The sequence below is a fragment of the Deinococcota bacterium genome, assembly GCA_030858465.1.
Taxonomy (GTDB): domain Bacteria; phylum Deinococcota; class Deinococci; order Deinococcales; family Trueperaceae; genus JALZLY01.
Genome location: JALZLY010000276.1, coordinates 1 through 12,424, shown reverse-complemented (window position 1 = coordinate 12,424; position 12,424 = coordinate 1). Strand labels below are relative to the sequence as shown.

Sequence of the window (12,424 nt, the reverse complement as noted above, 5' to 3'; positions counted from 1 at the left end):
GGCCAGGGGCGAGAAGAGGCCCACCTACATCGTCCTCACCAACGATTCCTTGAGGCGCATCGCCCGCGAGAAGCCGCAAACGCTGGGCGACTTGAGCCGCGTCAAGGGCATCGGCCCGGTCAAGCTGGAGCGCTACGGCGCGGAGATCCTGGCGCTGGTCCAAGACGAGCCAAAGAGGAGGACCGAGAACTGAAGACCGAGCAGGCCCTCGGTCCTTAGTCCTAGCCGCTATGGACAACGCCACCGTCATCTGGTCCTTTCTCGTCGCGGTCCTGCTGGGCTTTCTGATCGGCCTCGAGCGCGAGAAGAAGCGCGAGACCCGCGGCTCGATCTTTGCAGGGGTGCGCACCTTTCCGCTCATCTCGCTCTTTGGGGCCGTCATCGGTCTCCTGAGTCAACTCAGCTCGGTGTGGATCGTCCCTGCTGGCCTTTTGGCCTTTACGGCGCTGCTGGGCCTGGCCTACTGGCGCGCCTCGGCCGAGAAGGTCGGCGGCACTAGCGAGGTGGCGGCGCTGGTGGCCTTCGGCCTGGGCCTCTTGACCGGCTTCGGCGAGTACATCGCCGCCCTGGCCGGGGCGGTCTTGACCACTGCCGTCTTGTCGCTCAGGGACGAGCTTCACGGGCTGGCCGGCAAAGTCGGGCGCGAGGACATGTTCGCCATCGTCCAGTTCGCCGCCGTCTCCATCATCATCTTGCCGCTCGTACCCGACGCCAACTATGGTCCCTGGGGCGTCTGGAACCCGCGCGCCATCTGGTTTCTGGTGGTGCTCATCTCGGGCATCTCCTTTGTCGGCTACGTCGCCACCAAAACCATCGGCGCGCAGAGGGGCATCGGCCTGAGCGGGCTTCTCGGCGGTATGGCCTCGAGCACGGCGGTGACGCTGTCTTTTAGCGAGCGCGCGCGCGCCAATCCGCAGCTCGAGAGGGTCTTTGCCGTCGGTGTGCTCGCCGCCGGGGCGGTGATGGTGCCCCGGCTCGTCGTTATTTTGGCCGTCGTGCAGCCGAGCCTCCTCCTGCCCGCCCTGCCTCCGCTCATCGTTCTCTTTGCCGTGACCGTGGCCGGCTGGTATCTCACCTACCGGAGAAGCGACCCCAAGGCGACCGAGGCCGCGACGCTTCATAATCCCTTCGAGCTCAAGTCGGCGCTGCAGTTCGCCGTCGTCTTCGCTGTGGTGCTGCTCCTCGCCCGCGCCGCGCAGGAGTTCTTGGGCGAGGGCGGGGTCTACCTCGCCAGTGCCCTGGCGGGCATCACGCAGATGGACGCCATCACCCTGACGCTCGGCGCCCAGGTAGAAGGCGGGCTCGCCCTGGGCGTGGCCACGCGCGGCCTGATCTTGGCGGCGGCCGCCAACAGCCTCTTCAAGGCCCTCTTGGCCTTTTCGCTGGGCCCCAGGAGCTTCGGCCGGCCCATCCTCGCGACGCTGGCCCTGGCCGCACTGGCCGCCGTCGCCGCCGCCTGGCTCCTGCCCACGACGCTCCTGAGCCCGGGCGGCTAGGGCCTGCTACCGAACCCCTGCTAGCGGGTCGTTGTAGCTTTGTCGAGCGGAACGCGGCAGGATGAGCAGAAAATTAGGTAGACTGAACCCAGTGTAAGCTTTCTCCCACGCCGAGCGGAGCTCGCTCGCGGCCTGGGTTGCCCCTGGAGGACGGATGGAAACGACGATCAACCGCGGCCTGGACGGCATCAACATCGACAGCAGCAGGATCTGCCATATCGACGGGATGAAGGGCGAGCTGGTCTACCGCGGCTACGACATCCGCGAACTCGCCAACAAGGCCGGCTTCGAGGAGGTCATCTACCTCCTCTGGAACGAGGACCTGCCGAACCGGAGCGAGCTCGAGAGCTTCAAGGCGGAACTCAGCGGGCACTTCGAGATCCCCCGGCAAACCCTCGACATGCTGCGCAGCCTGCCCGAGGAGACCGTGCCCATGCACGCCCTGCGCACGGCGGTGTCGATGCTGGCGGCCTTTGACGACAACCCCGACGGCGTGGACCTGGACAACGTCCGCCGCATCGGCACCAGGCTGACCGCGCAGTTCCCGACCATCGCCGCCGCTATCGAGCGCGTCCGCCGCGGCAAAGACCCGGTCGCCCCCGACCCGGCGCTGTCGATCGCCGGCAACTTCCTCTATACCTTGACCGGCGAGAAGCCCTCCGCGGCCGCCACCCGCGTCATGGACGTGGCCCTGGTCCTGCACGCCGAGCACGGCGCCAACGCCAGCACCTTCACCGCCCGCGCCACCGCCTCGACCCTGACCGACGTCTACAGCGCCGTCACCGCCGCCGTGGGCAGCCTGAAAGGCCCCCTGCACGGCGGCGCCAACGAGGGCGTGATGAAGGCCTTGGAGGAGATCGGCAGCGTGGAGGAGGTCGAGAGCTACGTCATGACCACCCTCGGCCAGCCCAAGGGCCGGGTGATGGGCTTCGGCCACCGCGTCTACCGCGTCTTGGACCCCCGCGCCAACATCCTCCGCGAGGTCTCCGAAAAGCTCGCCGAGGAGTCGGGCGAGAGCAAGTGGTTCGAGATGAGCTTGGAGATGGAGCAGGTAATGGACCGCGAGATGGATAAAAAGGGCAAAGAGGTCAAGCCCAACGTGGACTTCTTCTCGGCCAGCGTCTACCGCATGCTGGGCTTTCCCGGCGACATGTACACGCCCATCTTCGCGGTCGCCCGCGTTCCCGGCTGGATGGCGCACCTCCTGGAGCAGTACGCCGACAACCGCCTCATGCGCCCGAGCCTGGTCTACGAAGGGCCGACGGGGAGAAAGTTCAAGCCCATCGACGAGCGTTGAGCCAAAGCGACCGGAGCGCAGGCTCATCCGCTCCGGCCATGATCCTGGGTTAGCCGAGCCGTTGACCCTCGCCTCTGCAAATGCCACAGTCCAGGGAAGACAGTACAGATGAAGACGGAGATTTCCAGCAGGCTCTTTGAACGCGCCCTCAGGCTCATCCCCGGCGGTGTCAACTCGCCGGTACGCGCCTTTGGCAGCGTCGGCGGCACACCGCGCTTTATCGCCCGGGCCAAGGGCGCCAAGCTCTGGGACGCCGACGGCAACCCCTACATCGACGCCGTCGGCTCCTGGGGGCCGATGATCATGGGGCACGCGCACCCAGAAGTCCTGGCGGCCATCGCCGAGGCCATGCACGACGGCACGAGCTTCGGCGCGCCGACCGAACGCGAGCTCGAGCTCGCCGAGCTCGTCCTCGCCCGCTACCCCATGTGCGAGCGGGTCCGCTTCGTCAACTCGGGCACCGAGGCGACCATGAGCGCCATCCGGGTGGCGCGCGGCGCGACGGGGCGCGACAAGCTTATCAAGTTCGCGGGCAACTACCACGGCCACGCCGACAGCCTGCTGGTCGCGGCGGGCTCGGGCGCGATGACCACGGGCGTGCCGTCGAGCGCGGGCGTACCCACCGACACCGCCAAAGACACCCTGGTCGCCGACTACAACGACCTGGGCTCGGTCCAGGCGCTTTTCGGCGCCCATCCCGGCGAGATCGCCGCGGTGATCTTGGAGCCCGTCGTCGGCAACATGGGCGTGGTCGTCCCCGCAGGCAACTTCCTGCGCGGCCTGCGCGAGCTGACCAAAGAGCACGGCGCGCTGCTCATCGTCGACGAGGTGATGACCGGCTTTCGCCTCGCGCCCGGCGGCGCGGTCGAACGCTTCGCGATGGAGCCCGACCTGGTCTGCTGGGGCAAGATCATCGGCGGCGGCTTACCGGTCGGCGCCTACGGCGGCTCCGCTACGGTGATGGCTCACGTCTCCCCCGTCGGCCGGGTCTACCAGGCGGGCACGCTCTCGGGCAACCCGCTGGCGATGGCCGCGGGGCTGGCGACCCTCACCCTGATGGCCAGGACCGCGGATCTCTACGAGGTGCTCGAGAGCCGCACCGCCAGGCTGGAAAGGGGGCTGAGGGAGGCCGCCAAAAGTGCGGGTCTGCCCGTCACCGTCAACCGGCTGGGCTCGATGATCACGGTCTTCTTTACGGACGGGCCGGTGACGGACTTCAAGAGCGCCAGCCGGAGCGACACCGAAGCCTTCAGAGGCTGGTTCCACGGCCTCCTGTCGCGCGGCGTCTACTGGCCAGCGAGCGCCTTTGAGGCGGCCTTCCTCTCCTACGCGCACAGCCCGGATGACATCGACGCGGTGGTGAACGCGGCGAGTGAGGCGTTTTCGGAGTTGTAGGAGTTGAACATTCGAACTTCTAAATTAGAAATGTTTGTGCTTGGTTCTCAGCTTTCCCTTCAACCTTTGACTGTCTCATGGCGCTCCCACCGTTAGGAGACACCATCGCCGCCATCGCCACCGCCCCCGGCGTCGGGGCGGTCGGCATCGTCCGCCTCTCCGGCCCCGAGAGCTTCGCGATCGCCGGCGGCGTGTTCAGGGCCCGCGCTGGCAAGAGGGTCGTCGAGACGCCGGCGGGGCGCGTTCTCTTCGGCCGGATCGTGGACGGCGACGAGACCATCGACGAGGCGCTCCTGCTCACCTTCCGCGCCCCGCACTCCTACACCGGCCAGGACGTGATCGAGCTTCAGACCCACGGCGGCCCGGCGGTCCTGCGCGCGGTCCTGGGGCTCGTCCTCAGGCGCGGCGCCCGCCCCGCCGGGCCCGGCGAGTTCACCCTGCGCGCCTTCATGAACGGCCGGCTCGACCTCGTCCAGGCCGAGGCGGTCTTGGACCTCGTCAACGCCCAGAGCGAGCGGGCGCGGCGCGGCGCGGCGATGGGCCTCACCAAGGCCTTGAGCGAGAGGCTCGAGCTCATCCAGAGCGACATCACCCAGGTCTACGGCAACCTCCAGGCGGTCTTCGACTATCCCGACGAAGGGGTCGAGGAGAGCGAGTTTGGGGAGCCGCTGGGGCGCGCCCTCGCCCGCATCGACCGCCTGCTCGCTACCGCCCGGGCCGGGCGCATCGCCCAGCGCGGCGCCCGCCTCGCCCTCGTCGGTCGGCCCAACGCCGGCAAGTCCAGTCTCTTGAACGCGCTCCTAGGCTTTGAACGCTCGATCGTCTCTGAAAGACCTGGCACCACCCGCGACTACCTCGAGGCGCCCTTGGACATCGGCGGCATTCCCATCACCGCCGTCGACACCGCGGGCCTCCGCGAGACGGCCGACCTGATAGAGGCCGCCGGGGTGACGAGCGCGAGGAGGGTCGCCGAGAGCGCCGACCTCACCGTGCTGCTCTTCGACGGCAGCGCGCCCCTGCAAGAAGACGACCTCTCCCTGGCGCGCAGCCTCGACCCGGTACGCAGCCTCGTCGTGGCCAGCAAGGCCGACCTGGAGGGGGCGTGGTCGGACAAAAGCTTGGGCGTGCCGGTCCTGCACGTGTCGGCAAAGACCGGCGAGGGGCTGGACGCGCTCCGCGACAGGATTCGCGAGCACCTCGTCGGCGACGCCGCCGGCAGCGAGCTGTGGATCTCCAACGAACGCCATACCCAGGCGCTCGAGGGGGCCAGGGAGGCGGTAAGCCGCGCCCTGTCAGCGCCCGACGACCTCGCTGCCTTGGACCTCTTGGAGGCCCTGCGGGCGCTCACGGAGATCAGCGGGCGCGACGTGACCGAGGAGACCTTGGAGCACATCTTCAAGAACTTTTGCGTGGGCAAATAGCCGTGCAGGCTCAGACGGCTTTGCGCACCACCGGGCTGAACAATCGCTGAACAACCGGGCTAGGCCAGCTTGCGCGTGACCAGCTCCTGGACCAGTTGCGGGTTCGCCTTGCCCTGCGTCTCGCGCATCACCTGGCCGACGAAAAAGCTCAACAGGCCCGTCTTGCCGCCCCGGTAGGCCTCCACCTTGTCGGGGTTCGTAGCGACGAGCCCGTCCACCAGGGGCTCCAAGGCGGCTTCGTCGGCGACCTGCTCGAGGCCCTTTTCCCTGACGATCTCTCTGGGGTCGCCGCCGGTCTCCATCATCGCCGCAAACACCTCCTTGGCGACGCGGCGGGTGATGGTGCCCTCGTCGACGAGCGCGACGAGCGCACCGAGGTCGGCGGGCTCGAGGGAGAGGTCCTCGGCGGATCTCTCCTTGAACGCGCGCCGGACCTCGTTGACGGTCCAGTTGGCGACGCCCTGGGCGTTGCCGTGACGTTCCAGCGCCCCTTCAAAAAATGCGGCGAGGGACGAGTCGCCGGCCAGCAGGGCCGCGTCATCTCTGCTCAAGCTCAAGTCGCCGCGGTAGCGCGCGAAGCGCGCACGCTGCTCGGGCGAAAAGTCGAGCAGCGGGTCGCGCGGCGCGCCTTCGCTCGCGGCCCCGGCGGCCGCTTTGGGCTCGGCTTTCGCTGCCGCGCGCTCAGCGGGCTTGTCCTTGGCGGCCTTGGCCCACGAATCGCGCAGGGTGACGATGCGGTTGAAGACGAGCGCGCCGGGCCTCGAGTCGATGGGGTCCTGCATGAAGTAGCCCTGGCGTTCGAACTGGTAGCGGCTGTCTTTGGGGTCATCCCCCACGCTCGGCTCGACGAAGCCGCGCCTTACGACCAGCGACTCGGGGTTCAAGTAGTCGGTGAAGGGCCGCTCGCCCGCGTCGGGCTTGGCTACCCTGAAGAGGCGGTCGTAGAGGCGCAACTCGGCAGGAAGGGCGTGTCCCGCCGATAGCCAGTGAACCGTTCCCTTGACCTTGCGGCCCGGCGGCGGCGCGCCGAGCGTGGCCGGGTCGTAGGAGCAGCGCAGTTCGCTCACCTGACCTGCCGCGTCCTTGATCACCTCGTCACAGCGGATGACGTAGGCGTAGCGCAGGCGCACCTCCCCTCCGGGCGAGAGGCGCTTGAAGCCCTGGGGCGGATGCTCCTCGAAGTCGCCCCGTTCGATATAGAGCTCGCGGGAGAAGGGCACCCCGCGCGAGCCCTCCTTGGGCACGTCGTGAGGCCAGTAGGAGGCGCTGAGTTCTTCCGCCTTGCCTGCGGGATAGTTGCTGATGATCACCTTGAGCGGCTCCAGGACCGCCATCACCCGCGGGGCCTTGAAGTTGAGGTCGTCACGGATGCTGTGCTCCAAAAGGGCGATGCTGACGCTGCTGTTCTGTTTGGAGACGCCGATGCGGTTGTTGAAGTCGTGGATCGCCGCGGGCGTCACGCCGCGGCGGCGCAGGCCCGCGATGGTCGGCAGGCGCGGGTCGTCCCAACCCGAAACGTGTCCATCCTTGACGAGTTCGATGAGCTTGCGCTTGCCGGTCACGGTATACTCGATGGCGTGCCGGCCGAACTCGTACTGATGCGGGCGCGGCGGCTCGTAGAGCCTAGTCACGAACCAGTCATAGAGTTCACGGCGCGTCTCGAACTCCAGGGTGCAGAGCGAGTGCGTCACCCCTTCGATGGCGTCACAGAGGCCGTGCGCGAAGTCGTAGAGGGGGTAGATGTGCCAGGCGTCGCCCGTGCGGTAGTGGTGCGTGTGGCGGATGCGGTAGAGGATGGGGTCGCGCATGACCATGTTGGGGTGCGCCATGTCGATCTTCGCCCGGAGCACGTGCGCGCCCTCGGCGAACTCGCCCCGCCTCATGCGCTCCAAGAGGCCCAAGTTATCCGCTACCGAACGGTTCCGGTAGGGGCTCTCGCGCCCGGGTGCGGTGATCGTTCCCCGGTAGTCGCGGATCTCTGCCTCGCTCAGGCTGTCCACATAGGCAAGACCCCGCTCTATTAGCGTGACGGCGTGCTCATAGAGCTGGCCGAAGTAGTCCGAGGCGAAAAACAGATTGTCGCCCCAGTCGAAGCCGAGCCAGCGGATATCGCGCTTGATGGCCTCAACGTATTCGCTGTCTTCAGTGGCAGGGTTGGTATCGTCAAAGCGCAGACTGCAACGACCACCGTAATCCTGAGCAATGCCGAAATTCAAGTTGATGGCCTTGGCGTGGCCGATGTGGATGTAGCCGTTGGGCTCGGGGGGCCAGCGAGTGACGACGCGCTCGCACCCCCCCGACGCCAGATCCTCGCTGATAATGTCGGTGATGAAGTTGGGCGCGACCACGCGCTTCTCGCCGTTGGACTCGTCTGCTGCAGTGCTTTGGACGCTCTGGGTAGGCATAATCTCTTTGCCAGGCTACCACGCCGGGCGCGGCTTGGCCTGTCACGCGCAAGCCCGGCTACGGCTTTGGCCTGAGCGCGACACGCCTGGGCTTGCAGCTTTGTCGTGACGCGCTCGCCCATGCGACTCGCTCAACGTTGGCGGCGGCTCAGCCAAACCCGTTCACCCCGAGGACTCGCAGCGGTACCGCGCCAGCCTGGTAAGCCTGGCACAAGCGCCAGGCGAAAATTGGGCTAGACTGGGAGCAATCATCCACCCCCCCTGGGGTGGTAAGGAGGAGACATCATGACCGAACTGAAGATCACCGGGATGACCTGTGAACACTGTCAAAAGGCTGTAACCAACGCCCTGGAAGGGGTTGCCGGCGTCGACACGGTGACGGTCGATCTCGACACCGGGATAGCAAAGGTGGGGGGCTCTCCCGACGTTCAAGCGCTCGTCTCGGCCGTCGAGGAAGAGGGCTACCAGGCCTCGCCGCTCCGCTAGTCATGGCGTCGTCACCCGCGAACGTGCGCGAGCCGGACGAGGTCGCCCACCCGGACTGTCTTCATCTCGACGGCGAGGTGCGCAAGCACGCCGCGCTTCGCCTCAAGAGCGCCAAGGGTCATCTCGAGGGCGTCCTCAGAATGCTCGAGGACGAGAGCGTCTACTGCGTGGATGTCCTCAAGCAGATAAAGGCCGTTCAGGGTGCCTTGAGCAAGGTCAACGAAGCCGTGTTGCGCTCGCACATCAAGGATCACGTGGCGACCGCGGCGGTCCGCGGCGACACCGACAAGATCGTCGAGGAGCTGATGGAGGCGCTCAAGTACCGCGCCTAGACCTTGTTGAGGCTGGGTTCGAGAGGCTGGGTTCGAGTTCACCCAAGGCCGAGGTTTAGCCTCGGGCTCTTGTCTCTGGGGCCTTGATCCAGGGCCTTGATCCAGAGCCTTGACCTGGCACCTGAAACCGTCGCCCTGCTCTGGTTTTCGTTGCTTGACGCTCTCTCCGGGGTCTGCTATACTTGCAACAGTCCACCCCAGGGGGGGTGGGATGATGGAAAACAACCCTGGCCGCAGTCGTCGCTGCCTGAAGGAGGACTTTATGAAAAGCTTGCAGATTGGTGTCGAGGGCATGACCTGCGCCAGTTGCGTCGGCCGCGTCGAGCGCGCCCTGAACAAGCTCGAGGGGGTGGAGGGAGCCAGCGTCAACTTAGCGACCGAAAGGGCCAGCGTCTCCTTCGACCCCGAGCGCCTGGGACAAGAAGCGATCCTCGAGACCATCACCCGAAGCGGCTATACCCCCGTGACCGCCAAGGCCAGCCTGAGCGTCAGCGGCATGACCTGCGCGAGTTGCGTGGCGCGCGTCGAGCGAAGCCTGAACAAGCTCGACGGGGTCCTGGAGGCGACCGTCAACTTAGCGACCGAAAAGGCCAGCGTCACCTACTTGCCGGATGCGGTGAGCGTGGGACAGCTCAAGGGCGCCATTCGCAAAGCGGGCTACGAAGTGCTGGGGGAAGCCGCCGGCAAGGACCGCGTCGACAGCGAGCGGGAGGCGCGCGAGGGCGAGACCCGCACGCTCCGCGGCGAGTTCGTCGTCGCGGCCATCCTCACCCTGCCCATCTTCCTCCTCGACATGCTGCCCATGATGATCCCGCCCCTGGGGCACTGGTTCCATGGGCTCGTGCCGATGGAACGCCTCTACTACCTGTTCTTCATTCTGGGCAGCGCCGTGCAGTTCGGTCCCGGTCTGCGCTTTTATCAGAAGGGCTGGCCGGCCTTGCGGAGCCTCAGTCCCGACATGAACTCGCTCGTCATGCTCGGCACCAGCGCGGCCTATGGCTACTCGGTCGTCGCCACCTTCTTCCCCTGGCTCCTCCCCGCCGGGACGGTCCATGTCTACTACGAGGCCGCCGCGGTCATCGTCACGCTCATCTTGGTCGGCAAGTACTTGGAGGCCATCGCCAAGGGCCGCACCAGCGAGGCCATCAAGAAGCTCCTCGGCTTGCAAGCCAAGACTGCTCGCGTGGTGCGGGGTGGACAGGAACTCGAGCTCCCCATCGACGAGGTCGTTCCCGGCGACACCGTGCTCGTGCGTCCGGGTGACAAGATCCCCGTGGACGGTCGGGTCGTCTCCGGCTCGTCCTTTATCGACGAGTCGATGATCACCGGTGAGCCCCTGCCCGTGCAGAAGGGCGAGGGCGACGAGGTGGTCGGCGGCACCATCAACAAGACGGGCGCCTTCCGCTTCGGGGCGACCAAGGTGGGAGCAGACACGCTGCTGGCGCAGATCATCAAGATGGTGGAGAACGCTCAGGGCTCCAAGGTACCCATTCAGGCCTTGGCGGATAAGGTGGTCGGCGTGTTCGTGCCGGTGGTGATCGTCATCGCGCTTCTCACCTTCGGCGTCTGGATGCTCCTTGGACCGCAGCCCGCGCTGACCTTCGCCCTCGTCAACGCCGTGGCGGTCCTCATCATCGCCTGCCCCTGTGCGATGGGCCTCGCTACGCCCACCTCGATCATGGTCGGCACCGGCAAGGCCGCGGAGATGGGCGTGCTGTTTCGCAACGGCGCGGCTCTCCAGGAGCTCCAGAAAGCCAAGATCATCGCCCTCGACAAGACCGGCACGCTCACCAAGGGGAAACCGGAACTCACCGACTTCGTCACGCAGCCGGGCTTCGACCCAGGCGAGCTCCTGGGCTTGGTTGCCGCGGTAGAGCGGAACTCCGAGCACCCCATCGCCGCGGCGATCGTCGCGGCGGCCGAGCAGGGCGGCCTCAGCCTTGCCTCTCCGGAGGCGTTCGACGCGGTGCCGGGTTACGGCGTCGAGGCGACGGTGAACGGGCGCCTGGTGCAGGTCGGGGCGGACCGTTACATGACCCGGCTCGGCCTGAACGTGAGCGCCTTTGCGGAGGAGGCCGGGCGCCTCGCCGACGAAGGGAAGAGCCCTCTCTACGCCGCGGTGGACGGGGAGCTCGCCGCCATCATCGCCGTGGCCGACCCCATCAAGGACTCGAGCCCCGAGGCGATCCGGGCGCTACACGGCCTCGGCTTGCGCGTCGCCATGATCACCGGGGACAACCGGCGCACCGCCGAGGCCATCGCGCGCCTTCTCGGCATCGACGAGGTGCTCGCCGAGGTCCTGCCCGACGGCAAGATCCTTGCGGTGAAGAGGCTTCAGGAGACAGGCCACAAGGTCGCCTTCGTCGGCGACGGCATCAACGACGCGCCCGCGCTGGCCCATGCGGACGTGGGGCTCGCCATCGGTACCGGCACCGATATTGCCATCGAGTCCGCCGACGTGGTGCTGATGTCCGGGGACCTGCGCGGCATTCCGAACGCTTTAGGCATCTCAAAGGCGACGATCCGCAACATCAAACAGAACCTCTTCTGGGCCTTCTTCTACAACACCAGCCTGATTCCCGTCGCCGCGGGTGTGCTCTACCCCGTCTTCGGGATCCTGCTGAGCCCGGTCTTCGCGGCAGCCGCGATGGCCGTCTCGAGCGTCTTCGTCCTCACCAACGCCCTGCGCCTACGCGGCTTCACCCCGCCCATGAGAGCGGAACGGAGCGCGCCCCGCGAACGCCAAGCGGAGGTTGTGACCGCCTAGAGACCAAAGACGCCCGAATCCCTTGAAAATGCGGGTCCGGGCGGACCAAAGGAGGATACAAGACACCGTGCCAAGCCCAAGCATCACCCTCTACACCACCCCCGGCTGCAGCGCCTGCGCCGCGGTGAAACGCTACCTCGAGCATAAGGGCCTCGCCTTCGAGGAGAAGGACGTCACCACCGACCCTGCCTACCTAGACGAGATGAAGCGCGTCTCCAATGTCCGCATCGCACCCGTGACCGTCATCGGCGAGAGAGCCTTCTACGGCGCCTTCGACCAGCAGCGCCCGGGGATCGACGCGGCGCTCGCCACCCTACAAGGAGGAAGAGAATGAGCACCGTCGTCAAGCGCAGCCTTTGGCTCATCGTTATCAGCACGGCAGTCGTGGTCGTTGCGCTCACGTTCGGCCAACCCGGCGGCGGCATGCATACCGGAGAGGGGCACGAAGGAACGGCCATGACCGATCACGCCACGCACGCTGACCTTGACAGTGAGTAAAAGCGGAGGAGCAGGTCGTCATGGCTAACGAGCACCGGCACCACGAGCACGACGAAGGGCCGACTCCCGAGCCCGTCACCCCCGAGCCCGTCACCCCCGAGCCCGTCACCCCCGAGCCCGTCACCATAGTCGAGGACCGGCTTCGCGACCGGCTCGAGCATGCCCGGCCGCTCGAGACCTCTCCGGCGCAAGGTCCCCACGCGGACCACGACAAGCACGCCGGACACAGCCCCGAGATGTTCAAGGACCGCTTCTGGCTGAGCCTGGTTCTGACGCTGCCGATTCTCTACTTCGACGCGCACTTCCAGGAGTGGTTCAGCTACGGGG

12 protein-coding genes are annotated in these 12,424 nt (G+C 66.8%); 11 read left to right on the top strand and 1 reads right to left on the bottom strand.

Features of this window, described 5'->3' with window-relative positions; genetic code table 11:
* The 5 genes from M3498_13995 to mnmE form a co-directional block, all read left to right on the top strand.
* The coding region (locus M3498_13995) for an HRDC domain-containing protein (GenBank protein MDQ3460390.1) at nt 1–193 on the top strand (193 nt) is incomplete at its 5' end.
* 37 nt (nt 194–230) lie between these two features.
* On the top strand, nt 231–1,496 hold the full coding sequence (locus M3498_13990) for an MgtC/SapB family protein (GenBank protein MDQ3460389.1): 1,266 nt from the start codon (nt 231–233) through the stop codon (nt 1,494–1,496).
* A gap of 154 nt (nt 1,497–1,650) precedes the next feature.
* Entirely contained in the window at nt 1,651–2,793 is a 1,143-nt protein-coding gene (locus tag M3498_13985; GenBank protein MDQ3460388.1) for a citrate synthase, read from the top strand.
* A 108-nt stretch (nt 2,794–2,901) separates the two neighbouring features.
* Nucleotides 2,902–4,188 carry a glutamate-1-semialdehyde 2,1-aminomutase gene (gene hemL, locus M3498_13980; GenBank protein MDQ3460387.1) on the top strand — a complete coding sequence of 429 codons (1,287 nt, stop codon included), beginning with the start codon at nt 2,902–2,904 and terminating at the stop codon, nt 4,186–4,188.
* A 77-nt stretch (nt 4,189–4,265) separates the two neighbouring features.
* Nucleotides 4,266–5,609 (top strand): tRNA uridine-5-carboxymethylaminomethyl(34) synthesis GTPase MnmE, encoded by a 1,344-nt coding sequence (gene mnmE, locus M3498_13975; GenBank protein MDQ3460386.1) that lies wholly within the window; start codon nt 4,266–4,268, stop codon nt 5,607–5,609.
* 59 nt (nt 5,610–5,668) lie between these two features.
* On the opposite strand, the gene M3498_13970 is transcribed toward mnmE, so the two are convergent.
* Nucleotides 5,669–8,014 (bottom strand): glutamine--tRNA ligase/YqeY domain fusion protein, encoded by a 2,346-nt coding sequence (locus M3498_13970; GenBank protein MDQ3460385.1) that lies wholly within the window; start codon nt 8,012–8,014, stop codon nt 5,669–5,671.
* A 285-nt stretch (nt 8,015–8,299) separates the two neighbouring features.
* On the opposite strand from M3498_13970, the gene M3498_13965 reads away from it, so the two are divergent.
* The 6 genes from M3498_13965 to M3498_13940 form a co-directional block, all read left to right on the top strand.
* A complete protein-coding gene (locus M3498_13965) occupies nt 8,300–8,500 on the top strand; it encodes a heavy-metal-associated domain-containing protein (protein MDQ3460384.1) in 201 nt (66 codons plus the stop codon).
* A 2-nt stretch (nt 8,501–8,502) separates the two neighbouring features.
* Nucleotides 8,503–8,832, top strand: coding sequence for a metal-sensitive transcriptional regulator (locus M3498_13960; protein ID MDQ3460383.1), 330 nt, complete (start codon nt 8,503–8,505; stop codon nt 8,830–8,832).
* Nucleotides 8,833–9,094: 262 nt separating this feature from the next.
* A complete protein-coding gene (locus tag M3498_13955; protein ID MDQ3460382.1) occupies nt 9,095–11,599 on the top strand; it encodes a heavy metal translocating P-type ATPase in 2,505 nt (834 codons plus the stop codon).
* 67 nt (nt 11,600–11,666) lie between these two features.
* On the top strand, nt 11,667–11,933 hold the full coding sequence (locus tag M3498_13950) for a glutaredoxin family protein (protein MDQ3460381.1): 267 nt from the start codon (nt 11,667–11,669) through the stop codon (nt 11,931–11,933).
* On the top strand, nt 11,930–12,097 hold the full coding sequence (locus M3498_13945) for a hypothetical protein (protein ID MDQ3460380.1): 168 nt from the start codon (nt 11,930–11,932) through the stop codon (nt 12,095–12,097). Before M3498_13950 ends, M3498_13945 begins: the two co-directional genes overlap by 4 nt.
* Nucleotides 12,098–12,117: 20 nt before the next feature.
* Nucleotides 12,118–12,424, top strand: a 307-nt coding sequence (locus M3498_13940) for a hypothetical protein (protein MDQ3460379.1), incomplete at its 3' end; no start/stop codon positions are given.